General features: G+C 74.0%; 24 protein-coding genes. 14 read left to right on the top strand and 10 right to left on the bottom strand.

The genetic code is table 11. From position 1 onward, the window contains the following. The first annotated feature begins 39 nt into the window (after positions 1–39). From ACIBBF_RS14245 to ACIBBF_RS14230, 4 genes are all read left to right on the top strand, one after another. The gene (locus ACIBBF_RS14245; protein ID WP_397414245.1) at positions 40–1731 is read left to right on the top strand and encodes an FAD-dependent oxidoreductase; all 1692 of its coding nucleotides are present in this window, start codon (positions 40–42) and stop codon (positions 1729–1731) included. Between the two features lie 79 nt (positions 1732–1810). Continuing rightward, a complete protein-coding gene (locus ACIBBF_RS14240) occupies positions 1811–4150 on the top strand; it encodes a carboxypeptidase regulatory-like domain-containing protein (protein ID WP_397414243.1) in 2340 nt (779 codons plus the stop codon). A 73-nt stretch (positions 4151–4223) separates the two neighbouring features. Further along, entirely contained in the window at positions 4224–5369 is a 1146-nt protein-coding gene (gene solA / locus ACIBBF_RS14235; protein ID WP_397414240.1) for an N-methyl-L-tryptophan oxidase, read from the top strand. Between the two features lie 80 nt (positions 5370–5449). Beyond that, positions 5450–5950: a hypothetical protein gene (locus ACIBBF_RS14230; protein WP_397414238.1), complete on the top strand. Its 501-nt coding sequence runs from the start codon at positions 5450–5452 to the stop codon at positions 5948–5950. 17 nt (positions 5951–5967) lie between these two features. On the opposite strand, the gene ACIBBF_RS14225 is transcribed toward ACIBBF_RS14230, so the two are convergent. Beyond that, positions 5968–7011, bottom strand: a complete 1044-nt coding sequence (locus ACIBBF_RS14225; RefSeq protein WP_397414236.1) for an aldo/keto reductase — start codon at positions 7009–7011, stop codon at positions 5968–5970. 76 nt (positions 7012–7087) lie between these two features. Here ACIBBF_RS14225 and ACIBBF_RS14220 point away from each other — a divergent pair, with 76 nt between their 5' ends. Continuing rightward, positions 7088–7624, top strand: a complete 537-nt coding sequence (locus ACIBBF_RS14220) for a TetR/AcrR family transcriptional regulator (RefSeq protein WP_397414233.1) — start codon at positions 7088–7090, stop codon at positions 7622–7624. Positions 7625–7714: 90 nt separating this feature from the next. Continuing rightward, entirely contained in the window at positions 7715–9907 is a 2193-nt protein-coding gene (locus ACIBBF_RS14215; RefSeq protein ID WP_397414231.1) for a ricin-type beta-trefoil lectin domain protein, read from the top strand. A gap of 96 nt (positions 9908–10003) precedes the next feature. Here the strand turns inward: ACIBBF_RS14215 and ACIBBF_RS14210 are convergent, their stop codons facing one another. Then, on the bottom strand, positions 10004–10750 hold the full coding sequence (locus ACIBBF_RS14210; protein WP_397414228.1) for an SDR family oxidoreductase: 747 nt from the start codon (positions 10748–10750) through the stop codon (positions 10004–10006). A gap of 99 nt (positions 10751–10849) precedes the next feature. On the opposite strand from ACIBBF_RS14210, the gene ACIBBF_RS14205 reads away from it, so the two are divergent. Next, complete coding sequence (locus ACIBBF_RS14205) at positions 10850–11683, top strand: helix-turn-helix transcriptional regulator (protein ID WP_397414225.1); 834 nt, start codon at positions 10850–10852, stop codon at positions 11681–11683. A 61-nt stretch (positions 11684–11744) separates the two neighbouring features. After that, a complete protein-coding gene (nhaA, locus tag ACIBBF_RS14200; RefSeq protein WP_397414222.1) occupies positions 11745–13145 on the top strand; it encodes a Na+/H+ antiporter NhaA in 1401 nt (466 codons plus the stop codon). Between the two features lie 21 nt (positions 13146–13166). Here the strand turns inward: nhaA and ACIBBF_RS14195 are convergent, their stop codons facing one another. Next, positions 13167–13760 (bottom strand): DsbA family protein, encoded by a 594-nt coding sequence (locus ACIBBF_RS14195; protein ID WP_397414220.1) that lies wholly within the window; start codon positions 13758–13760, stop codon positions 13167–13169. A 73-nt stretch (positions 13761–13833) separates the two neighbouring features. Then, a complete protein-coding gene (locus tag ACIBBF_RS14190; RefSeq protein WP_397414218.1) occupies positions 13834–14400 on the bottom strand; it encodes a TetR/AcrR family transcriptional regulator in 567 nt (188 codons plus the stop codon). 134 nt (positions 14401–14534) lie between these two features. Here ACIBBF_RS14190 and ACIBBF_RS14185 point away from each other — a divergent pair, with 134 nt between their 5' ends. Beyond that, positions 14535–15377 carry an alpha/beta fold hydrolase gene (locus tag ACIBBF_RS14185; protein WP_397414216.1) on the top strand — a complete coding sequence of 281 codons (843 nt, stop codon included), beginning with the start codon at positions 14535–14537 and terminating at the stop codon, positions 15375–15377. Between the two features lie 210 nt (positions 15378–15587). On the opposite strand, the gene ACIBBF_RS14180 is transcribed toward ACIBBF_RS14185, so the two are convergent. Continuing rightward, on the bottom strand, positions 15588–16004 hold the full coding sequence (locus ACIBBF_RS14180; protein WP_397414213.1) for a winged helix-turn-helix transcriptional regulator: 417 nt from the start codon (positions 16002–16004) through the stop codon (positions 15588–15590). Positions 16005–16128: 124 nt separating this feature from the next. Between ACIBBF_RS14180 and ACIBBF_RS14175 the strand changes: the two genes are divergently transcribed. From ACIBBF_RS14175 to ACIBBF_RS14165, 3 genes are all read left to right on the top strand, one after another. Further along, positions 16129–16971: an SDR family oxidoreductase gene (locus ACIBBF_RS14175; RefSeq protein WP_397414211.1), complete on the top strand. Its 843-nt coding sequence runs from the start codon at positions 16129–16131 to the stop codon at positions 16969–16971. A gap of 125 nt (positions 16972–17096) precedes the next feature. After that, positions 17097–17690 carry a cysteine hydrolase family protein gene (locus ACIBBF_RS14170; RefSeq protein ID WP_397414209.1) on the top strand — a complete coding sequence of 198 codons (594 nt, stop codon included), beginning with the start codon at positions 17097–17099 and terminating at the stop codon, positions 17688–17690. Next, the gene (locus ACIBBF_RS14165) at positions 17687–18664 is read left to right on the top strand and encodes a GlxA family transcriptional regulator (RefSeq protein ID WP_397414207.1); all 978 of its coding nucleotides are present in this window, start codon (positions 17687–17689) and stop codon (positions 18662–18664) included. The genes ACIBBF_RS14170 and ACIBBF_RS14165 overlap by 4 nt, the downstream gene beginning before the upstream one ends. Positions 18665–18666: 2 nt before the next feature. Here ACIBBF_RS14165 and ACIBBF_RS14160 read toward each other — a convergent pair whose 3' ends face one another. Beyond that, positions 18667–19464, bottom strand: a complete 798-nt coding sequence (locus ACIBBF_RS14160; RefSeq protein ID WP_397414205.1) for an SDR family NAD(P)-dependent oxidoreductase — start codon at positions 19462–19464, stop codon at positions 18667–18669. 88 nt (positions 19465–19552) lie between these two features. On the opposite strand from ACIBBF_RS14160, the gene ACIBBF_RS14155 reads away from it, so the two are divergent. After that, complete coding sequence (locus ACIBBF_RS14155; RefSeq protein ID WP_397414202.1) at positions 19553–20404, top strand: helix-turn-helix transcriptional regulator; 852 nt, start codon at positions 19553–19555, stop codon at positions 20402–20404. 40 nt (positions 20405–20444) lie between these two features. Here the strand turns inward: ACIBBF_RS14155 and ACIBBF_RS14150 are convergent, their stop codons facing one another. From ACIBBF_RS14150 to ACIBBF_RS14140, 3 genes are all read right to left on the bottom strand, one after another. Next, on the bottom strand, positions 20445–20696 hold the full coding sequence (locus ACIBBF_RS14150) for a hypothetical protein (RefSeq protein WP_397414200.1): 252 nt from the start codon (positions 20694–20696) through the stop codon (positions 20445–20447). Then, a complete protein-coding gene (locus ACIBBF_RS14145; protein WP_397414198.1) occupies positions 20693–21163 on the bottom strand; it encodes a DUF2269 family protein in 471 nt (156 codons plus the stop codon). Before ACIBBF_RS14145 ends, ACIBBF_RS14150 begins: the two co-directional genes overlap by 4 nt. A 116-nt stretch (positions 21164–21279) precedes the next feature. Beyond that, positions 21280–21666 carry a DUF1304 domain-containing protein gene (locus tag ACIBBF_RS14140; protein ID WP_397414196.1) on the bottom strand — a complete coding sequence of 129 codons (387 nt, stop codon included), beginning with the start codon at positions 21664–21666 and terminating at the stop codon, positions 21280–21282. A 130-nt stretch (positions 21667–21796) separates the two neighbouring features. Between ACIBBF_RS14140 and ACIBBF_RS14135 the strand changes: the two genes are divergently transcribed. Then, complete coding sequence (locus tag ACIBBF_RS14135; RefSeq protein WP_397414193.1) at positions 21797–22768, top strand: helix-turn-helix domain-containing protein; 972 nt, start codon at positions 21797–21799, stop codon at positions 22766–22768. Here ACIBBF_RS14135 and ACIBBF_RS14130 read toward each other — a convergent pair. Next, the gene (locus ACIBBF_RS14130; protein WP_397414191.1) at positions 22667–23884 is read right to left on the bottom strand and encodes an MFS transporter; all 1218 of its coding nucleotides are present in this window, start codon (positions 23882–23884) and stop codon (positions 22667–22669) included. The genes ACIBBF_RS14135 and ACIBBF_RS14130 overlap by 102 nt on opposite strands. Positions 23885–23902: the final 18 nt, after the last annotated feature.

The raw sequence follows: 23902 nt of genomic DNA, 5'->3' as shown, positions 1-23902 counted from the left end.
CGCCCGACGCCGGGCGGCGCGCCGTCTACGCTGTGCCGCATGGAGCACGACAGGCCCGTGATCCTGCTGGTCGCCGGCGAGCATGCCGACGTCGTCGAGCAGGAGTTCCGCGCCCGGTACGACCGGGACTACCGGATCGAGCTGACCGTGGGCGCGGAGGCCGCCCTGGACCGTGCGCGGGCGCTCGTGGCCCAGGACGAGCAGATCGCGATGATCGCCGCCGAGCAGCGCCTGGACGACGGCACCGCGATCGAGCTGCTGCACCAGGTGCCCGCCGTCGTGGCGACCGCGCGGCGGGTCGCGCTGGTCCCGTTCGAGATCTTCGCCGAGAGCCTGGACGACCTGCGGGCCGCGACGATGCGGCGTGAGCTGGACACGTTCGTCATCCTCCCGCGCGGACCCCGCGACGAGGAGTTCCACACCGCGCTGATCGAGCTGCTGTCGGAGTGGAACTGGTCGGTCGGCCGCCCCGTGGTGACGGTGACGGACCTGGTGGCGGAGCCCGGCGACCGGGCCGCCGCGGCGATCCGGGACCTGCTGGAGCGGCTCGGCTTCCCGTACCGCTCGCTCACCCCGGCCGACGACGACGCGCACGCCATCCTGGAGGCGGCCGGCCCCGGGGCGGAGCTGCCCGTGGTGAGCACGCACACCGGCCGCACGCTGTCCGGGGCGACGTCGGCGGCGGTCGCCGAGTCGATCTACGGCGGCTTCGACTCGATCCCGGACGGCGTGATCGCGGACGTCGCGATCGTCGGGGCCGGTCCCGCGGGGCTGGCCACCGCCGTCTACGCGGCGTCCGAGGGGCTGGCGACGGTCGTGCTCGAACGGGACGCGATCGGGGGGCAGGCCGGGTCGAGCTCGATGATCCGCAACTACCTCGGGTTCCCGCGCGGGATCTCGGGGATGCGCCTCGCGCAACGGTCCCGCATCCAGGCCAGCCGGTTCGGCGCCCGGTTCTTCACGGGGCGCCCCGCGATCCGTGTCGAGCCGGGGCCGCCGAACGAGCCCGAGCACCAGCACGTGCACGTCACGGGCGCGCAGCTCTGCGCGCGCACCGTCGTGCTCGCCACCGGGGTGGCCTACCGGCGCCTGGGTGTGCCGGGGGTCGAGGAGCTCGTGGGTGCCGGCGTGTACTACGGCGCGGCCACGTCGATGGCGCGCGAGATGCAGGACCGCGACGTCTACGTGGTCGGTGGTGGCAACTCCGCGGGGCAGGCGGCCGTGCACCTCGCCAAGTTCGCCGGCGGGGTGACGATCCTGGTGCGCCGGGCGAGCCTCGCCGAGACGATGTCGGACTACCTGGTGCGCGAGATCGAGGCCACGCCGACCATCCAGGTGCGCACACGGACCGTCGTCGCCGACGGCGGCGGCGAGGGCTGGCTCCAGTGGCTGCGCCTGGAGGACCTCGACACCGGCGAGCACACGAAGACCTCCGCCGACGGCCTGTTCTGCCTGCTCGGTGCGGAGCCGGACTGCGCGTGGCTGCCCGAGGGCGTGGCGCTCGACGAGCGCGGCTTCGTGCTGACCGGCCGCGACGTGCCCCGGGAGTCCTGGGTCGACGGGCACCCGCCCGCGAGCCTGGAGACGACGGTGCCGGGCGTCTTCGCCGTCGGCGACGTGCGTGCGGGGTCGATGAAGCGGGTCGCCTCCGCGAGCGGCGAGGGCGCGTCCGTGCTGCCGCTCGTGCACGCCCACCTGGCGCGGCTGCGCGCCCGCGAGTTCGGCGCCTGAAACCAGACATCCGACCGATAACGATGCATTCGCATCGTTCCGCGTGCGGTTCGTGCGGACCGCTCCTACGGTGGCGGCTGTGAAGCGGAGCACAGGGGGCCTGGGCGTACTGGCGGCGGCGGTGCTGGTCGCACTGAGCGCGGTCGCCCCGACGGCGACCTCGGCAGCGACGACGGCGGACTGGGCGGACTGGGAGCCGTTGACCGGCTCGGCCGGCGACTGGTCGACCACCATGCAGGTGCCCGCGGCGGGCTTCCCGGCCGCGACGGTCACCTCGGACTCCCGCGGTGGCGTGGGCGTGATCTCGGGGGCGTCCTCGTGGCTGAGCGCCGCGACGCCGCCGGGCGAGGTGTTCGGGTCGAGCCGCGGCCAGCAGTACCTCAACCTGCGGCCGCAGGCCGACCGGCCCACGGCGCCGTCGACCACCACGTACACCTTCGAGCGGCCGACGCCGGCCGCCGGCTGGGCGTTCGTGCTCGGCGACATCGACGCGGACCGTGCGGTGGTGACGGCGCTCGACCCCGACGGCCGGGAGCTGTCCGCGGCGGAGCTCGGCTGGCAGGGCGGCTTCAACTACTGCGCTGCCGAGGGGGCGCCGTCGTGCACGGGCGACCCGGCGGACGTGCCCGCCTGGGACCCGGCCACGCGCGAGCTGATCGGCAACGCGGCCGCGAACGACACCTCGGGCGCCGCGGGCTGGTTCCGCCCCACGACGCCGATCTCCAGCCTGACCGTCGAGTTCTTCCAGCGCAGCGGGTTCCCCGTGTACCAGACCTGGTTCGCGTCGCTGGCCCGCGACATCGCCGGCACGGTCGACCTGGTCGACGCGTCCGGTGCCCCGCAGGGTGTGCTGCCCGGCGCCACCCTGACGCTCTTCGGCCCCGACGGCACCGAGCTGGCCACCACCACCTCGGACGACAGCGGGCAGTACGGCTTCCCCGGCTACACCACGGCGCCGGGCTACCGCGTGGAGCTGACGACGCTGCCGGAGGCGGACGACGCGCACCCGTACGGGCTGGTCCCGTACGGCGAGCGGGTGGTCGCCGACATCGACCTCACGGACGCCGACGCCACGGGCGTCGACTTCGCGGCCCGCGACATCGTGCCGGTCGTCGTCAGCGGCACCGTCCTGACCGAGGACGGCGAGCCGGTCCCCGGCGCGACGGTCACCCTCACGCCGGTCGGCGGGGGCACGCCCCGGACGGCCGTCACGGACTCCACCGGCGCGTACCTCGTCGACAACGTGGGCTGGGATGCCGAGAACGGGCAGCCCCAGGAGTACACCTTCACGCTGAGCGACCTGCCCGACGGGTTCGTGGTGGGGACGGTGCCGGACTCCGTCACCGTGGAGGTGGACCAGGAGGAGCCCAGCACCGGCAACGACTTCGTGGTGCGGGCACCGGCCTCGGTCTCCGGCACGGTGACGTCGGGCGGTGAGCCCGTCGCGGGCGCCGTCGTGAGGCTGGAGGGCCCCGGCGGGACGGTCACCACCACGACGGCCGCCGACGGCACCTACCGCTTCGACGACGTCCTGGCGGGCGACCACGTCGTGAGCGTCGAGGCACCCGACGGCTACCGCGTCGACGGCCCGGCCACGCAGGACGTCACCGTGGGGAGCGAGGACGTGACCGGCGTGGACTTCGCCCTGACGACCCCCGGCACGATCGGCGGCACCGTGACCGACGACGCCGGCGAGCCCGTGGCCGGTGCGACCGTCACCGTGGCCGGGCCGGACGGTCCCGTCGAGCTGGTCACGGATGCCGAGGGCGGGTACTTCGCGGGCGACCTGCCGCCGGGCGACTACACGATCACCCTGACGGTGCCCGAGGGCTACACGGCCGGCACCACCGAGCGCTCGGTCACCGTGACCGACGCGGGGGAGAACTGGCTCACGGAGGACTTCGAGGTCTCCCAGGAGCCTGTCGAGCCGCAGGACCAGCCGGTCGGCGGGACGGTCACGGACACCGACGGCAGCCCCGTGCCGGGCGTCGAGGTGGTCGTGACGGACGGTGACGGACAGACCGTCGCCACCGCGACGACCGACGACGAGGGCACCTGGGGTGCCGAGCTGCCGACGGGGTCGTACACCGCCGTCGTCCAGCCGGGCGAGGGGCACGTCGTGGAGGGTGAGGACTCGATCGCGTTCGAGGTCACGGACGCCGCGGTCAGCGGCCTCGACTTCGTGCTGAGCGCTGCGGGCGAGGCCCCGAGCCCGGGCCCGGGTCCGGACCCCGACCCGTCGTCGGCGCCGTCGGCCGAGCCCGCACCGGGCACGCAGGAGCCGGGCGACCTGGCGGCGACCGGCGCGACGGTCGGTTCGGTGGCGCTGGCGGCCGGCGTGCTGCTCGCCCTGGGTGTCGCCCTGGTCCGCGGCTCCCGCCGCATGTCGGCCGCCCGCACCCGCCACCCGAACCGTTGAGCGCGGGGTGTTCGTCGGCCAGGACCGGTCCTGGCCGACGAACACCCGGCACTCGACGGGTTAGCGTGGGGGCGTGAGCGTTATCTCCTCGGATGTCGTCGTCGTCGGGCTGGGTGGGTTCGGGAGCGCCGCGTTGTGGCGGCTGGCCGAGCGGGGTGTGTCCGTCGCGGGCATCGACCGGTTCGACGTGGGGCACGACCTCGGGTCGTCGCACGGTGTGACACGGCTGTTCCGGGTCGCCTGCATGGAGCACCCCGGGCTGGCGGCCGTGGCCCGGAAGTCCCTGGACCTGTGGACGGAGCTGGGGGAGCGGTACGGCGAGACGTACGTCGAGCAGACCGGCTGCCTCAGCGTGGGTGGCCCCGCCTCGCGCCCGATCCAGGGCACCACCGCGGCGGCTGCGGCGGCCGGCGTCGAGGTGGCGCACCTGTCGCACGAGGAGCTGGTGCGCCGCTACCCGCAGTACGCGGGCCACGACGCGGAGACCGTGGGGGTGTTCGACCCCGAGGGCGGCCTGTGCTATCCCGAACGGAACGTGCGGGCGCAGGTGCGCGCGGCCGCCGAGGCGGGGGCGCGGGTCTACCCGGGCACGCGCGTGACCTCGATCGAGCTGGTCGACGGCGGCGTGCGCGTCGTGACGCCGACCGCCGTCTTCGAGGCCGGCCAGGCCGTGGTGACGGCCGGTGCCTGGAACGCGAAGCTCCTGCCCGGCCTTCCGCTGCGTCCGCGGCGCACCCCGCTGTACTGGTTCGCTCCCCGGATGGACGCGGCGCAGCCGTTCGACCTCGCGCACTTCCCGTCGTTCATCTACGAGCTGGCCGACGGGCGCAGCGTCTGGGGGCACGGCAGCGGCGACGGCTTCCACATCAAGATCGGGCTCGGCGACCACGGCCACGACGACACGGACCCGGACGAGCTCGACCGCTACATCCACCCGCGCGCCGACGTCGACCGGCTCGCGTCCGCGGTCGCGGCGGCGTTCCCGCAGGTGGATCCCGTCCCGGTGAAGGCCATCCCGTGCATGATCACCAACTCCCCGGACGAGCAGTTCCTCGTGGGCCGGCCGGGCGGCGACCCGCGCCTGGTCATGGCCGGCGGGGACAGCGGCCACGGGTTCAAGCACGCCGCCGGCATCGGCGAGCTGCTCGCCCAGATCGCCGTCGGGGAGCGGCCGTACGGCGACATCGGCTTCATGGACCCGGACCGTTTCGCGGCGTAGGCCGTGCGAATCCGCCGGTCTTGCGACCCAGGTCTGGAAAGTGGCGCCGAGCACCCCCTGACATGCGGAAAGATGCGCCCATGAGGTTCGAGTACTTCACCGTCCCTGACGACGAGACCGCAGCGCTGACCGTGGACGGCGGCGACATCGAGGCGAGCGTGGCATCGCACGTCGTCGACCCCGCCTCGGTGCTGGGTCAGCTGGAGCGACTGCTCGGTGGTCCGGTCGGGGACGACGGGCTGCGCAGCGCGCAGCTCGTCGCCGAGAGCCCGGACGGCGCCCGGCTGGTCATCCGGCTGTCCAACCACCTGGTCACGCTGTTCGGCATGGTGCGGCCGGCGACCCTGGACGACCTCGTCAGGCACTGGTCGCTGTCCCGGCGTTTCCGTCGCGCCGAACCGGAGGACCTGCGCGCCTTCGCCGCCGGCCTGAACGAGCTGTGCCAGGGCAGCGGCAGGCGCGTGTACTGCCGCGCGACGGCCGACGAGGCCGAGCTCACCGCGGCGATGGCACCGGCCGGCGCTGCGCCCGCGGGCGCGTCCGGGTCCGACGAGCCGCGGCCCCTGCCCCGGCGGCGCTGACCGCGCGGGGCTCCCCGTCACGCGGCCGGGACGTCGGGAAGGTCGAGCCGGCTCCGGTCGCCGTCGACGCCGTGGGCCAGCGCGCCGGCGACCTCGTCGTGCGGCACCCCGAGCCGGACCGCGCTCACCTCGTCGAGGCGCCGGTACTGCTCGGGGGTCAGGTCCAGGTCCGACGCGGCGAGGTAGCTCTCCAGGTGAGCGGGCGTGCGGGGGCCGACGATCGGGATCATCGTCGTCCGGGCACGGTCGCCCCGCCCGCGCAGCCAGGCGAGGGCCACCTGCACCGGCCCTGTGCCGGTCTCCTCGGCGACGGCGAGCACCGCGTCGAGCACGGCGTCGGCCCGTCCGCCGCCCGCGGTCGGCCCCGGGGCGCCGAGCCGGCCTGACTCGCCCCGCCGGTACTTGCCGGTGAGCAGACCGCCCGCCAGCGGGGAGTACAGGAGCACACCGAGGCCGTGCGCCTCCGCCATCGGGAACAGCTCACGCTCCGCCGACCGCTCGGCGAGGCTGTACTCGGTCTCGATGCCCACCACCAGCCGCCGGCCGGCCAGCTCGGAGCGCACGGCCGCGCCGGCGACCCGCCAGGCCGGGAACCCGGAGAACCCGCCGTAGCGGATCTTGCCCGCGCGCCTGAGGTCGTCGAGCCCCTCGAGGATCTCCGACGTCGGGGTGATCCCGTCGGAGAAGTGCGGCATGAACACGTCCACGTGGTCGGTCCCCAGCCGCGTGAGCGTCTGCTCCAGCGAGCGGACCATCGTCCGGCGGCTGTTGCCGGTCGTGCCGGGACGCACCGGCACCGCGCGGCTCCCGGTGTACTTGGCGATCAGCACGTAGTCGTCGCGGTCCCGGCCCAGCAGCGAGCCCAGGACGGTCTCGGCCTCGCCGTCGCGGTAGATGTTCGACACGTCGAAGGTCGTGCCACCCGCCCCGACGAACGCCTCGAAGATCGCCCGGGCGCCCTCCAGCCCGGTGGCGGTGGGCGACGATCCGAACCCGGCCGTGCCGAGCACGTGGTCCGACACGCGTAGCCCGTGGTGTCGGCCGAGGATCTTGTAGCGCACGAGCGTCTCCCTTGCTTCCGGCAACCCGCGGTACGATCGGCGACGCTAGCATAAAAAAACGAACGGTCATTCTCTTATGCCCCGAGTCAGCCAGGCCCACCTCGACACGCGCCGCCGGCAGATCCTCGACGCCGCGCGCGCCTGCTTCGCCACGCGAGGCTTCGCCCGCACCTCCATGACCGACCTGGTGGAGGCGTCCGGCCTGTCCACCGGTGCGATCTACCGGTACTTCCGGAGCAAGGACGAGATCGTCGCCGCCACCTGCGACGAGGCGGGCCAGGCTCTGCCGGACGAGCTGACGGCCGTGTCCGTGCGTCGGTTCCTGGACGACCTCCGCACGCTGGCGCGCGAGCGGGACCATGCCCGGCTCGTCGCCCAGATCTATGCCGAGGCCGCCGTCTCCCCACCTCTCGCCGCCGTCGTCCGGCGGCAGCTCGCGGAGCTGCGCGACGCCGTCGCCGATCGCCTCCCCGCGCGCCCGCGCGACGAGGCCGAGGCGACCGCGGAGGCGTTCGTGGCGCTCTGCCACGGGTACACCCAGCAGCTCGCCGTGCGCGGCGACGTCGATCCAGAGCCGTTCGCCCGGGCGTTGACAGCGCTCGTCCGCCCGTAGGGGGTTTTACCTACTGACAGGTTAGTAAGTGAATCGGTAGGGTGAGGTGCCGCCGCGACGACGCGGCGCCAGACCCTGCCGGAGGCCGCCATGTCGCGTTACAGGTCACGTGTTCGGAAGGTGGTCGGCGCGCTGGGCGCCGTCCTCCTCGCCGGTCTGCTGGGGGTGGTCGCGTCCCCGGGCGCGGTCGCCGCCTCGACCGGCACGATCGTCGGCGCGGGGAGCGGCAGGTGCCTCGACGTGACCGACGGGTCCACGGCCAACGGCAACCGGCCGCAGATCTGGGACTGCACGTCGGGCAACGCCAACCAGACCTGGACCTTCGCCGACGACGGCTCCGTGCGCGGGCGCGGCAAGTGCCTCGACGTGGCGAACGGTTCGACCGCGGACGGTGCCGTCGTGCACCTGTGGGACTGCTACTCCTCGCTCGCGAGCCAGCGGTGGACCCTGACGGCGGCCGGAGACCTGGTCAACCAGGCCGCGAACAAGTGTCTCGACGTCACGGGCGGGGCCACGGCCAACGGAGCCACGGTGCAGCTCTGGACCTGCACCGGCGCCGCCAACCAGAAGTGGCGGCACAACGGGAGCTCCGTGCCGCAGCCGAACCCCGACCCGGTCCTGCCGGACCCGGCCAACCCCGACCTCGGCCCGAACGTGGCCGTGTTCGACACCTCGATGTCCGACTCGGCGATCCAGGCGAAGCTGAACAGCGTCTTCGACGCGCAGGAGACCAACCAGTTCGGCCCGCAGCGCCAGGCCCTGCTGTTCTACCCGGGCTCCTACGACGTCGACGCGAACGTCGGCTTCTTCACGCAGGTCGCGGGCCTGGGCCTGGTGCCGGACGACGTGAACATCAACGGCCACGTGCACGTCGAGGCCGACTGGTGGCCCGACGGCTCGCAGAACGCCACGCAGAACTTCTGGCGCTCCGCCGAGGGCCTGTCCGTGACGCCCGCCGACGGCAACGACCGCTGGTCCGTCTCCCAGGCCGCGCCCTACCGGCGCATGCACCTGCGCGGCAACCTCGCCCTGTCCGACGGCGGCTGGTCGTCCGGGGGGTTCATCGCCGACTCGAAGGTCGACGGCCAGATCAACTCCGGTACCCAGCAGCAGTTCCTCACCCGGAACTCCGCCATGGGGAGCTGGACCGGGTCCAACTGGAACCAGGTGTTCGTGGGCAGCACGGGGGCGCCGTCGAACAGCTTCCCGAACCCGCCCTACACGACCATCGGGGCCACACCGAAGGTGGCCGAGAAGCCGTACCTCTACGTGGACGACAACGGTTCCTACCGCGTCTTCGTCCCGGCGGTCCGGTCCGGTTCGGTCGGCACCACGTGGGCGAACGGCGACCCGGCCGGCCGGTCCCTGCCGATCGGCGACTTCCACGTGGTGCGGCCCGGCGACTCCGCGGCCAGCATGAACACGGCCCTCGCCGCCGGCAAGCACCTGCTCGTCACGCCGGGCACCTACCCGATCGACCAGACGCTCCAGGTCAACCGCGCGGACACCGTGGTGCTCGGGCTGGGTCTCGCCACCTTCGTGCCCCAGGGCGGCATCGACGCCATGCGCGTGGCCGACGTCGACGGCGTGCGCCTGGCCGGCATCATGTTCGACGCCGGGACGGGCGGCTCGAACGTGCTGCTGCAGGTGGGCCCGGCGGGCTCGTCCGCGGACCACGCCGCCAACCCGACGGTGCTGTCCGACGTGTTCATCCGGGTCGGCGGCTCGATCGCCGGCAAGGCCGTGGTGAGCATGGAGGTCAACAGCGACGACGTGATCGGCGACCACGCCTGGATCTGGCGCGCCGACCACGGCAACGGCGGCACGGTGGGCTGGACCGTCAACACCGGCCGCAACGGCCTGATCGTGAACGGCGACGACGTCACGATGTACGGCCTGTTCGTGGAGCACTACCAGCAGTACCAGACCATCTGGAACGGCGAGCGCGGGCGCACGTACTTCTACCAGAACGAGATGCCGTACGACCCGCCGAACCAGGCCGCGTACATGAACGGCTCCACCGAGGGCTGGGCGGCGTACAAGGTGGGCGACGCCGTGACCGACCACCAGGCATGGGGGCTGGGCAGCTACGCGTTCTTCAACGTCAACCCGGCGGTGGCGAACGCGCGGGCCTTCGAGGTGCCGGTGCGCTCCGGCGTGCGGTTCCACAACATGGTGACGGTGTCGCTGGGCGGGGTGGGCACGATCCGCCGGGTCATCAACGACACGGGGGAGACGGTCAGCTCGGCGCGCCAGGTCACGTACCTGACGACGGGACCGTGACGGACTGATGTCCGTTCAGCAGGCTCCGGGCGACCGTCAACCCTCGAGCGACGGTCGCCCGGGGCCTGCTGAACGCGGGTCAGGAGGCCGAGGGCGTCAGCGCTGGGCCGCCGGGCGCACGATGATCTCGTTCACGTCCACGTCGGCCGGCTGGTCCAGGGCGAACGAGATCGCGCGGGCGATCGCGTCCGCCGGGATCAGGTTGCGGCGGAACGACTTCATGTAGGTCTGCGCGTCCGCGTCGGAGATGTGGTCGGCCAGCTCGCTCTCGACCGTGCCGGGTGTGATGGTGGTGGCCCGGATGCTCGGGTCGGACTCCATCCGCAGGCCCTCGGTGACGGCCCAGGCCGCGAACTTGGTGGCGGAGTACACGGCCGACGTCGGGTACACCTCGTGCGCGCCGATCGACGCGACAGTGACCACGTGGCCGCCGCCCTGCCGCCGGAAGTGCGGCAGCACCGCGGCGATGCCGTGCAGCAGGCCGCGCACGTTGACGTCGATCATGCGGTCCCACTCCTCCACGAGGAGCGCGTCGAGCCGGGACAGCGGCATGACGCCCGCGTTGTTCACGATGACGTCGATGCGGCCGTGCTCCTCGACCACGGCGTCGACGGCCGCGCGGACGGCGTCGGCGTCGGTCACGTCGAGGCGGACGGAGCTCGCCGTGCCGCCGTCCGCCCGGATGCGGTCGACGACCGCGCCGAGGCGGTCGGTGCGGCGAGCGGCGAGCACCACGCGGTGGCCCTCCGCGGCGAGCCGGAGCGCCGTGGCCTCGCCGATGCCGCTGCTGGCGCCGGTGACGAGGACGGTCTTGGGGGTACGGGGTTCTGTGCCGGTGTTCATGGCTCCAGGTTCCGGAGCCGGGGGCCGCCGTGGAAGGACGGCGTCTTCCTGGGTGCACCGCACCCTGGCTCCGCGCCGCCGGGCGGGTACGGTCGAGGCATGACCTCCTCCCCGTCCCCGCTCGGCGACTTCCTCCGTGGCCGGCGTGACCGGCTCACCCCGGAGGCGCTCGGACTGCCCGTCTACGGCCGCCGCCGCGTCGCGGGCCTGCGCCGGGAGGAGGTGGCGATGCTCACCGGCGTGAGCGTGGACTACTACGTGCGCCTGGAACAGGGCCGCGAGGTGAGCCCGTCGCCGCAGGTGCTCGACTCGCTCGGCGAGGTGCTGCGCCTGGACCACGAAGGCCGCCAGCACCTGTACCGCCTGGCCGGGCTCAGCCCCCGGCCGGAGCCCCCGGCGCCGGTCGAGGAGGCGGACGCGTCCCTGGTGGAGCTGATGCTCTCGTGGACCGGCAGCCCCGCGCTGCTGTTCGGGCGCGCGTTCGACGTGCTCGCGACCAACCCGCTCGGCGAGGCGCTGTTCGGCGGTTTCGCGTTCTCCCGGAACCTGACCCGTGCCACGTTCCTCGACCCCGCGGCGCGCACGTTCTACCCGGACTGGCACCGCGTCGCCGAGAACACGGTGGCCGGCCTCCGCCTGGCCGACGGGCTCACCCCGGGCCACCCGCGCATCCGGGAGGTCGTCGACGAGCTGCGGGTCAAGAGCCCGGACTTCGTGGCCATGTGGGACCAGCACGACGCGCGGGGCAAGCGGCTCACCGTCAAGCGGTTCCAGCACCCCGAGGTGGGGTACCTGGAGCTCGACGTGCACGCGTTCGAGGTGCGGGGCGCCACCGGGCAGGAGCTCGTGGTGTACCACGCGCGGCCGGGATCGGCGTCGGCCGAGGCGCTGTCGCTGCTGGGGTCCATCGCCGCGACCAGGGCGCTCGGCTGAGCGTGGTGCGTGTGGCCGAGCGCACGGGGCCGGCCGCCGCGGCGTCTGTCAGACTTGAGCCGTGACAGACCGGATCCCCACCGGAGTACCTACCCGGCCGGGTCCCCGGCCGCGCGTCGACATCCCGTACCCGCGCCTGTCCCCCGGGCTGCGCAGCTACTTCGCCACCGAGGGCGGCGGAGCGACGCTCCTGCTCGCCGCGTCGGCGATCGCGCTCGTGTGGGCCAACGTCGCGTTCGGCTCGTACCACGCGATGTGGGAGACGCCGGTCAACCTCACGGTCGGCACGTGGGAGCTGCACCTGACGCTGCACCACTGGGTCAACGACTTCCTCATGGCCGTGTTCTTCCTGGTGGTCGGCGTCGAGGTGAACCGCGAGCTCACGGTCGGCGAGCTGCGCAGCTTCCGTGCCGCGTCGGTGCCGCTGTTCGGCGCCATCGGCGGGCTGGCGGTCCCGATCGGCATGTACCTGCTGATCAACCCGTCCGGGCCCGACGCGTCCGGCTGGGGCCTGCCCATGTCCACGGACACGGCGTTCGTGATCGGCGTGCTCGCCCTGGTCGGCCCGCGCTGTCCCGACCAGCTCCGCATCTTCCTGCTGACCCTGGCGATCTTCGACGACATCGGCGCCATCGCCCTGCTCGGCATCTTCTACTCCGACGCGCTCATGGTGGGTGCGCTCGTGCTCGCGGCCGTGCTCACGGTCGTGCTGTTCGCCATGCGCTGGATCGGCATCTGGCAGATCGCGCCCTACCTGATCATCGGGGCGGTGCTCTGGGTGGTCGTGCTGGAGTCGGGCCTGCACCCGACGCTGGCGGGCGTCGTCGTGGGCCTCGCGGTGCCCACGGCCCGCCGCGGGCACGACGACGAGGCGCGCTGGTACTTCCGGATGTACGGCCGCGCCCTGATGGAGGAGCTCGATCCGGCGCGCTCCCGCCTGGCCGTCAGCGCGGCCCGGTCGGCCGTCCCGACGAGCGACCGGCTGCTGGACGCGCTGCACCCGCTGAGCTCCTACGTCGTGGTGCCGGTGTTCGGGCTCGCCAACGCGGGCGTCGTGCTGTCGGGGGAGTCGATCAGCGCCGCGCTGGACAGCCCGGTGACCCTCGGCGTGCTGGTCGGCCTCGTGCTCGGCAAGGGTCTCGGCGTCTTCGCCGGGGCGATGGTCGCGCTGGTCACGGGCCTGGGCAGCCTGCCCGGTCAGGTGCGCTACGGGCACCTCGCGGGTGGCGCGTTCCTGTGCGGCATCGGGTTCACCATCGCCCTGTTCGTCAGCGAGCTCGCCTTCGACGACGAGGCGCTGATCAACGAGGCCAAGGTGGGCATCCTCGTCGGCTCCCTGCTCGCGGGCGTCATCGGCACCGTGATCCTGCGGTACTTCGGCGACCGGCTGCCGCTGTGCTCGCCGCACGAGGCCCAGGGGCCGCCGCCGCTGCCGGACGGGGCGTGGCGCGCGCCGGTCTGACGCCCGCCACCCCCGTCGTGGTCACCGGCGCCAGCGGGACGTCCGCTTGCGCGTCAGTCCCATCGTGTCCCGCAGGTCGGTGACCGTGACGTCGCCCTTGTAGGGCTCGCCGTTGACGAACAGCGTGGGCGTGCCGTGCACCCCCGCGTCGATGCCGTCCTGGTAGTCGGTGCGCACGGCGTCGGAGAACCGCTGCGCGGCGTCGCCCACCAGGGCGTCGGTGTCGAGCCCGAGCTGCTCCCCGTAACGGACCAGCGACGCGTCGTCGAGGCTGTCCTGGTGCTTGAAGAGCAGGCCGGCCATGGGCCAGAACGCGCCCTGGTGCCCGGCGGCCTCGGCGGCCAGGGCCGCCGTCAGTGCGTACGGGTGCGGCTCGAACAGGGGGAAGTGCCGCCACACCAGGCGGACCTGGCCCTCTGAGCCGTTGATCAGCTCGTGCAGCACGGGCTTGGCCGCGCCGCAGTAGGGGCACTCGAAGTCACCGAACTCCACGATCGTGAACGGCGCCTCGGGGTTGCCGAAGGCCCAGCGGAACGCGAAGTCGGGATCGTGCACCCCGCTCGGCAGCGCGAGCGGGGTGGCTTCCCGCGTGCCGTCGGATTCGTCGGTCGTCATGGCGTCATTCTCCCATCGGGCCCGTCGTGGCGGCGTGTGCCGGGGCGCACGGCGGGGTCGGTCGTGGTCGTGGTCAGGCCCGCGCCGTCGCGACGTCGAGCAGCGTCTCCGCCGCCGCGCGCGCGTGACGCGCTGCCTCCGGCGTGCCCGCGATGGCGGCGGTGGTCTGCGCGCCCTCGGCGAGGATCGCGAGCTGCGGCGCGAGCTCGGGCGGTGCGCCGACGTCGGCCACGAGGCGGGCGACGTACTCCTGGAAGGTCCGCTTCTGCTCGCGGACGGCGGCGGTGACCGCCGGTGAGGAGGCGCCGAGCTCGCCGTGGGTGTTGATGAAGGCGCAGCCCCGGAAGTCGGGTTCACGGAACCAGGCGTCCAGGAAGTCGAAGATGGCCAGGATCCGTTCGCGGGCCGACGTCGCACGCGCGGAGGTCGAGGCGAGCCCGTCGTCCCAGATGGTCGTGCGGTGGCGGAGCACGGCCACGATCAGCTCGTCCTTCGAGGCGAAGAGCGAGTAGATCCGCTTGAGCGAGACGCCGGCCGCCGTCCGGACGGCGTCCATGCCCACCGCCTGTACGCCGCGCGCGTAGAAGAGCTCGTCCGCGGCCCGGACGACGGCCTCCCGGGCGGTCTTCTCGTCGATCATCGTGTGCTCACTCCGATTCACCCTCTCCGGTGCCCCGCACGACTTGCGCGGAGAACGTTCGTTCTCTACTGTAGCTGACATCGGCGGAGAACGACCGTTCTCCGCCCGGAACGAAGGATCGAGAGGGCTGGATCATGGGTTTCATCACGGTCGACACCGAGAACAGCACCACCACGGAGCTCTACTACGAGGACCACGGCACGGGCCAGCCGGTCGTGCTCATCCACGGCTACCCGCTGGACGGCAACAGCTGGGAGCGCCAGTCGCGTGAGCTGATCGCCGCCGGCTACCGGGTCATCACCTACGACCGCCGCGGCTTCGGCAAGTCGAGCAAGGTGGGCGCCGGCTACGACTACGACACCTTCGCCGCCGACCTGAACGCGGTGCTGACCACGCTCGACCTGCGCGACGTCATCCTGGTGGGCTTCTCGATGGGCACCGGCGAGCTCGCCCGCTACGTCAAGAACTACGGCCACGAGCGCGTCGCCAAGCTCGCGTTCCTGGCCTCGCTGGAGCCGTTCCTCGTCGCGGCCGACGACAACCCGACCGGCGTGCCGCAGTCCGTGTTCGACGGCATCGAGCAGGCCGCCCGCAGCGACCGCTTCGCCTGGTTCACGCAGTTCTACCAGGACTTCTACAACCTGGACGAGAACCTCGGCAGCCGGATCAGCCAGGAGGCCGTGACGGCCAGCTGGAACACGGCCACGGGCAGCGCCCCGGTCGCGGCGTACGCCGTGGTCTCGGCCTGGATCGAGGACTTCCGGGCCGACGTCGAGGCCGTGCGCGCCGCCGGCAAGCCGTCCCTGATCCTGCACGGGACCAAGGACAACATCCTGCCGATCGACGCCACCGCGCGCCCGTTCCACGCCGCCTTCCCCGAGGCCGAGTACGTCGAGGTCGAGGGTGCGCCCCACGGCCTGCTGTGGACGCACGCGGACGAGGTCAACAAGGCCCTGCTGGCCTTCGTCAAGGCCTGATTCCCGGCGCCTGACCTGGTACCCGGGCGTGCGTGCCCGCGCCGGTGACCCCGCGCGGTGACGGTCGGGAGAAGGTCAGGCAGTCGGTAGAAGGTCAGGTGGTCGGTACCTCGGGGTGCCGACCACCTGACCTCTTGCCGACCGCGCGGGCGGCACCGAGCGCGCCGGCGCCGCGCTGACCGCGCGGGCCGTGCAGCCGCCGCGAGGGGGTCAGCGGGGGAGGGGGCCCGTGTAGGTGGCCCGCGAGCGTTCCACGTCGGTCATGTGCGCGTCGCCCCACTCGCCGAGGGCGGCGAACACGGGCTGGAGGCTGCTGCCGAGCTCCGTGATCCGGTACTCCACGCGCGGCGGCACCTCCGCATAGATCCGGCGCTGCACGAGGCCGTCCCGTTCGAGCTGCCGCAGCCGCTGGGTCAGCACCTTGGGTGTCACGCCGATGCGCCGCTCCAGCTCGACGAAGCGCTGTGTCCCGTGGGCCTGCAGCACCCACAGGATGGGCGTGGTCCACCGGCTGAAGACCAGGTCGACCACGGGGGAGATGGGGCAGGCGGTGGCCGGGTCGTCGTCCGGCTGGGGGCACCACGCGCTGCTCGGTCCCGAGGTGGTGTCCGGCGGGGTGCTCGACATGGTGGGCTCCAATACTTTCCTGAGGGAACCTACTGTATCCGCGCTCGTAACGTCGGCGGCACCGCGGCCGCGAGGGCCGCACGGCCCCGGTCGGGGGCCGTCTCGTACGCACGGAGGAGCGCACATGATCGTCGTCACCGGAGCCACCGGAAACGTGGGCCGGCCCCTGGTCGCCGAGCTTGCCCGGCGGGGCCACGAGGTCACCGCCGTGTCCCGGGCGGGCACCGCCCCGCACGCCCAGGCCCGGGTCCGCGGCCTGAGCGCCGACCTGGCCGATCCCGGCGGCCTCCGCGCCGCCGTCACCGGCGCGAGCGCGATGTTCCTGCTGGTGCCGGGCTCGGGCGAGCACCTCGACACCGAACGGATCATCGGCACGGCCGCCGAGGCGGGCGTGCGCCGTCTGGTGCTGCTGTCGTCCCTGGGCGCGGCGACGCGCGCCGACTCCGTCTCGCACGGGCCGCTCGCCCGGCTGGAGAAGCTGGTGCGGGGCTCGGGCCTGGAGTGGACGGTGCTGCGGCCCGGTGACTTCGCCAGCAATGCCCTGGCCTGGGTGCCGTCCGTGCGGGCGGAGCGCACGGTGCACGCGCCGTTCGGCGACGTGGCGCTGCCCGCCGTGGACCCGCTCGACATCGCCGAGGTCGCGGCCGCCGCCCTGGTGGACGACGGCCACGCGGGCCGCACCTACGCGCTCACCGGTGCGGCCGCGGTCTCCCCGCGCGACCGCACGAGGGCGCTCGCCGAGGTGCTCGGCACGCCGCTCGTCTTCGCCGAGCAGACCCGGGAGCAGGCGCGTGCCGACATGCTCGCGTACATCCCGGAGCACGTCGTGGACGGCACGCTCGCGATCCTGGGGGAGCCGACGCCGCAGGAGCAGGCCGTCAGCCCCGACGTCGAGACCGTGCTGGGACGCCCGGCCCGGACCTTCGCGGACTGGGCGCGGCGGAACGCGGCGGCGTTCGCGGGGTGACGTCGCCGCCTGTCACGTCCGCCCCTGGCGGTCCGGGGCGGGCCGGTACCGGGTGACCGGATCGGTCCGCCCCGCGACCTGATCCGGACTCCCGACGGGGCCGCGGACCGGCTCAGACTGGGGACATGAACAGAGCCTTGATCGTCGTGGACGTCCAGGAGTCCTTCCGTGTCCGGCCTCAGTGGGCCGACACCCTCAACCCGGGGATCGCGGAGCCCGTCAACCGGCTGGTCGACCTCGCCCGCGCGGCCGGCGACCTGGTGGTCTGGGTGCTGCACACCGAACCCGGTTCGGGCACCCCGTTCGACCCCGAGAGCGGCCACGTGCGGCTGTTCGCGGAGCTGCACGAGCCGCGCGCCGGCGAACCGGTGCTGCGCAAGACCTCGCACAACGCCTTCACCACGACCAATCTGCAGCAGGTCCTCACCGCCCACGGCGTCGGCGAGCTGCGGGTGTGCGGCATCCGCGCCGAGCAGTGCGTGGAGACGACGACGCGGGTCGGCTCCGACCTCGGGTACGCCGTGACGTTCGTCAGCGACGCGACGAGCACCGACCCGCTGGGCCGGTTCAGCGCCGCCGACATCCTGGAGCGTACCGAGGCGGTGCTCCGCGACCGGTTCGCGCGCATCGCGACCGTCGCCGAGCTCGAGGCCGAGGACCGGGCCAGCGCCGGGGACGCGGCGGGAACCCGTGCCGAGGTGGCAGCATCGGCGGGGTGACCACCGTCCTGTTCGTGCTCCTGCCCGGGGTCCACCTGCTCGACCTGGCGGGTCCCGCCCAGGCGTTCTTCTCCGCGGGCGACTTCGGGCACCCGTACGACCTGCGGTACGTCGCGGGCACGGGCACGGGCGCGGGTGCGGGTGCGGACGCCGGGGCCGGCGCCGACCGCCCCGGTGTCCCCGCCGCCGTGGCACCGGTCCTCTCGGCGCAGGGCCTCCCGCTGCTCGCGGGGGCCGAGTGGCCGGCGCTCGGCGCGGACGACCTCGTCGTCGTGCCCGGGTGGCGCGTCGGGGACGACCGCCAGGCCTGGCCGCTCGTGAGCGACGCGGTCCGCGAACGGCTGGGTGCGCACCACGCGGCGGGCGGCACCGTCGCGAGCGTGTGCGCCGGCTCGGACGCGCTGGGCCAGGCGGGGCTGCTCGACGGCCGGCGCTGCACCACGCACCATGGGCTCCAGGACGAGCTCGCCGTGCGGTACCCCCGTGCGCACGTGGTGCGCGACGTGCTGTTCACCACGGACGACCGCGTCATCACCTCCGCCGGGATCGCCAGCGGCATCGACCTGTCGCTCCACCTGCTCGCGATGCGGCACGGTCCGGCCCTCGCCGCCCGCGTGGCCCGCGAGATGGTGGTGTACGCCCGCCGCAACGGCGCGGAGCCGCAGGCCAGCGCGATGCTGCGGCACCGGGCGCACCTCGACGACACGGTCCACACCGTGCAGAACCACATCGACACGCACTTCACGCACACCCTGCCGCTGGCCGACCTCGCAGCCCGTGCGGGTGTCGCGGAACGCACCCTGACCAGGCTGTTCACCCGGGCCGCGGGGCTGACGCCCCTGCGTTACCAGCAGCTGCTGCGGCTGGAGCGCGCCGAGCACCTGATCGGTCACGGCGCCACCGTCGAGTCCGCGGCGCACGCCGTCGGCTTCCAGGACCCGCGGATGCTGCGCCGGCTCCGGAGCGCCCGCTAGCGTCAGGCGCCCGCACCGCCGTCCACCTGCAGCACGGCGCCCGTCACGTACGACGCGCGGTCGCTGAGCAGCCACGCGGCGGCCTCGGCGATCTCCTCGGGCTGCGCCGCACGGCGCAGCGGGACCCCGGGCGCGAGCTGCTCCATCAGCCCGGGCGTGTACTCCTCCCAGGTGCGGATCATCTCCGTGAGCGTGCCGCCCGGGGAGACGGCGTTGACCCGGATGCCCTCGGGCCCGTACGTCACGGCTGCCGACTCGGTCAGGCTGTTCACGCCCCGCTTCATGGCCCCGTAGGCGGGCAGCACCGGGTTGGCCCGCAGGCTGCCGATGCTGGAGTTGTTGACGATCGCGCCGGTGCCCGCGGTGGCACGGATCGCGTTGATCTCGGCCACCATCGACAGCCACGGCCCGCGCAGGTTCACGGCGTAGACGCGGTCGAAGTCGGCCTCGGACACCTCGTCCAGCGGCTGCGGCGGGGTGAACGCCGCGGCGTTGTTGAACGCGACGTCCAGCCGCCCGTGCCGCTCCACGACCCGGTCGACGGCGGCCCGCACGCTGCCGGCGTCCGCCAGGTCGGCCACCGTGTGGTCGGCGGTGCCGCCTGCGGCCCGGACCTCCTCGGTCACCGCGGCGAGCTCGGACTCCGTGCGCGCCGCGAGGAACACTGCGGCGCCCTCCCGGGCGAACAGCCGGGCCGCGGCCGCGCCGAGGCCGCGCCCCGCGCCGGTGATGAAGGCGACCTTGCCCGCCAGGAGGCCGGCGCCGGTCGCAGGGGTGGTGTGGTGGGTTGTTGTGCTCATGCCGACGAGCCTGCGCCGTCCGCACCGACCACAGCCAGGCACCGCGGGTACCTGGCTACGGTCGCGGCGGGCGCCGATACTCAGGGGTATGCACAGAGCCCAGCTCGCGACGTTCCTGCGCGGCCGGCGCGAGCGGATCCGTCCCGCCGACGTCGGCCTGCCCGCCGGGCGCGGTCGCCGGACGCCCGGGCTGCGGCGGGAGGAGGTGGCGCAGCTCGCCTTCATCTCCACCGAGTACTACACCCGGCTGGAGCAGGCCCGCGGCCCGCACCCCTCGCGGGAGGTGGTGGGCGGCCTCGCCCGCGCGCTGCGCCTGTCCGACGCCGAACGCGACCACCTGCACCAGCTCGCCGGGCTCCCACCGGACCCGCCCCCGGGGCCGCCACGCACCGTGCGGCCGAGCGTCCAGCTCATGCTGGACCGGCTGCCGCAGTCCGCCGCGTTCGTGACCTCCGCCCTGCTGGAGGTGATCGCCTGGAACGGCCTCGCGGCGGCCCTCATGGAGGACTTCTCGGCGCTGTCCCGGCGGGACCGCAACCTGGCGCGCCATGCGTTCCTCGGCTCCGAGGACCGTGCGGACCGGCTGTACGGCGTGTCGGACGGCGACGAGTTCGCCCGCTCGGCCGCCGCCCGGCTGCGCCGTACCGCGGCCCGGTACCCGGACGACCCCGAGGTGGCGGAGCTGGTCGACGACCTGCTCACCGGCAGCCCGGAGTTCGCCGCGCTGTGGGCCGCGGGTGACGTGGACACCGCCCCCATGCTCCGCAAGACCTTCCAGCACCCCGTCGTGGGCCCGGTCACCGTGAACTGCGACGCGCTCGACCTCACCGACCAGGACCAGCACGTGGTGGTCTACACGGCCGACCCGGGGTCGCCGTCGGACGAGGCGCTGCGGCTGCTCGCGGTGATCGGCACCCAGCACATGAGCAGCGCGACCTGAGCGGGGCCGCCAGGCCCGGCCGGCGGCCCCGCTCAGGCGGTCAGGGCCGGCGGCTCGCCCGGTCCGCGAGCAGGCCGCCGACGGCGGGCACGAGCGCCAGCAGCCAGACCCGGTGCCGCCCGCGGGCCAGCGACGCCGCGGTGACCAGCACCGCGAGGTAGACCATGCCGTGCAGCGGTCCGACGGCGCTCGCGACACCCGGGTGGTGCACCGTGGCCAGGTTGCCGAGCAGCACCAGCACGGTGACGAGCTCCACCGCGCCGAGCACCCGCAGGGCCGCGCCGCCGGTCACAGCCCGGCCCCCGTCGTCGACCCGGGGCGGTAGACCATGAGCACCACCACGACCGCCCAGAGCAGGTTGAACACACCGGCGTGCATGGCGAGGCGGCGTACCGGGTCGCTCGCCGCGGAGGGCGACTTGTCCAGTGCCTCCAGCACACGCCGCTGCCCCGGCAGCACGAGCACGATCAGCACGGCGGCCGCCGCCGCGGTCAGCACCATGGACGTGATCAGCCACGCGTCGGACAGGACGCCCAGGCTCGCCCCCGTGGCATACCCGAGCACCGGTACGGCGACGCCGACCACCGCGTAGACCCGCGTGACACGGTGCAGGAGGCGGGCCGCGGCGGCGGCGCTCGCGTCGTCGGGTGCGGCCAGCGCGCGCCGGGCGGCACGCGGGAACATGCTCGCGGTGATCGCCACGGGTCCGACGGTGAGGATGGCGGCCAGGACGTGCAGGGAGAGAAGGAGCGCGGTCATGCCGCGCCCGCCAGGGTGGTTCGCATGCGGTCATCGTCCGCGTGCGGGCCCGGGAGCCGACAGTGGCCCGGCGGCCAACGACCTCCGGGATCTGGCCAGGGGCGGGCGCAGGTCGTTCAGGTCAGCAGGCCCACGACCACCGCGAGCACACCCAGGGCGGGGACCAGACCCTGCTTGAGCGCCGCACCCCGCTTGGCGGGGTCGGAGACCACGAGTACCACCGACGCCGCGACCATCGAGCCGGCACCCGCGAGCACGAGCGCCGTCCCCGCCGCCGTCGACCCGGCCGCCGTCAGGACGATGCCGACCACCGTGACGATCGCGAGGAACAGGTTGTAGTACCCCTGGTTCAGGGCGAGCTGCCTGGTCGCCTCGGCCTCCTCGGCCGTCGTGCCGAACGTCGCCCGGGTGCGCGGGTCGGTCCACGCGAACGACTCCAGGTAGAAGATGTAGACGTGCACGAGGGCCGCGACGGCCGCGAGCACGAGTCCGGCGATCAGCAAGGTTGTCCTCCGGGTTCGGGGGCCGGGCGCCGACGGCGGCCGGGTGGTCGGCAGTATCTCAGGGCTCCACCCGCTCGTCCTCGGGAATAGCCGGCGCGTCCCGATGGCTCCGTTGTACATGGAGTGGGAGATGACGGCGCTGAGGCGCGAGCGGCTGCCCGCCGGTGCGGTGCGATCCCGGCCGGGGGCCCTCTGGGCCGTCGTGCTGGCCGGCGCCGCGACGCTGGAGACCGCAGGAGCCCGCCACCAGGTCCGGGCCGGTGATGCCGTGCTCGTCGGCGCCCGCACCGCGCACCGCCTCACTGCCGACGACGAGACCGACCTGGTGCACGGCGACCTGCGGCAGGCCGTCCCCTCGGTGACGCTGCCCAGCCCGCTGGTCGTGCGCGGTTTCGACGAGCGGCAGCGCGGCGTCGTCGCGCTGGTGACCGCGTGCCCGCTGGACGCGATCTCCAGCCCCGCACCGTTCGCCGCGAGCTATGCCGGCCTAGTCGGCGCGGCGATGACGGCGCTGTGGCAGGCCGACGCGCACGCCGGGCCGGAGTGCGGCGGCGCGGACGGTGCTGCCGACATCCAGGTGGCCGACGTCGTGGCCGCGCTGGCGGCCGACCCCGGCGAGCCGTGGACCCTCGACCGGATGGCGGCGCTGGTGCACCTGTCGCGCTCCGCCCTGACCGAACGCTTCCGGCGAGCCACCGGGCACAGCCCGATGCGGATGCTGCGCGAGGTGCGCATGCACCGGGCCCGTACCCTCCTGGCCGAGGGCAGCCTGCCCGTCACGCGCGTGGCGTTCGAGGTGGGCTACGGCTCGGTGGCGGCGTTCAGCCGTGCGTTCGCGGCCGACCACGGTGTCTCGCCCCAGGCGTGGCGGGCCGGTCCGCAGTCGGCGGGCACCCCGCCGGCCGCGATCGCGATCCCCACGGGTCCCGGGCCCGTCGTGGCCGGTGCGCTGCCGCGGCCGGCGGACCGGGCCGGCCGGCCCTGGGTGCCGTCGGTCCCGTCAGCGGCGCGGCACCCGCAGGACCGCCCAGCCGAGGCCCGCCGCGACCGCCGCTCCCGCACCGACCAGCAGCAGCGACTGGACGCCGTGCCCGTCCAGTAGGGCGCCGCCGAGGGAAGAACCGGCGGTGATCGCCACCTGGAACGCGGTGACCTGCAGGGACATGGCCGACTCGGCACGTTCGGGCTCGACGCGGGTGACCCAGAGCTGCGTGATCACCGGCATCATGCTCATCGAGAGACCCCACAGCACCACCGCGACGGTCAGCACGGGCACCGACGTGGCGGCCGCGGTGAGCAGCAGGGACGCGGACAGCGCCACGGGCGCCAGGGCGGCCAGCGGCCGCAGCCACCGGGCGAGGAATCCCGCCAGCACCGTGCCGGCCACGCCGCCCAGCCCCCAGGCCAGCAGCATCCACGTGGTGGCGCCCGCGTCCACGCGCTCGATCGCGATGCGGATGTACGGGTACGCCGCGAAGTTGCCGAGCGCCACCAGCACCACGCAGGCGATGCCGGCCATCAGCCGCCCGTTGCGCACGGCCTCGCGCAGCATCCGCAGGCCCGCCCCCGGGTGGGGCGGGACGGACGGCAGGGTCAGGCCGAGCGCCACCGCGCCGAGCCCGGTGAGCACGGCCGAGCCGGCGAAGGTGGCCCGCCAGCCGACGGCGTCGCCCACCACCGAGGCGAGCGGGACGCCCACGACCGTCGCGATGCTGGTCCCGAACGCCAGCGCGGAGGACACCACGTGGTCCTTGCCGGGCACGGCGTGCGTGCCGGCACCGAACGCGAACGACCAGTACCCCGCGAGCGCGACGCCGAGCAGCAGCCGGCCCGCCAGCAGCACCGCGAAGCTCGGCGCGAGGGCCACGGCGACGTTCGACAGGGCCGCGGCCACCAGCAGCGACACGAGCACCGTGCGCCGGTCCGTGCGTGGCAGGAGCACCGCGATGCTCGGTGCCGTGAAGGCTCCGGCGATCGCCGTCGCCGCGACGGCGAGCCCCGCGCGTCCCTCGCTCACGCCGACGTCGGCGGCGAGGGCGGGCAGCACGCTCGCGGGCAGGAACTCGCTGAGGACCACCATCGCGATGCCGAACGACAGGGCGGCGACGGGGGTCCAGGTCGGGAGGCCGGGACGGGTGCCGGGGCGGCCGGGGGCGGTCGCCGTGCCCGGGGTGCCGGACGGCGACGGGGTGCGCACAGAGGTGCTCGACGTGGGCATGGACCCAGCCTGCGTGCC

The organism is Promicromonospora sp. NPDC050880 (assembly GCF_044456525.1).
Classification (GTDB): Bacteria; Actinomycetota; Actinomycetes; order Actinomycetales; family Cellulomonadaceae; genus Promicromonospora.
This window is presented reverse-complemented; position numbering and strand designations above follow the sequence as displayed.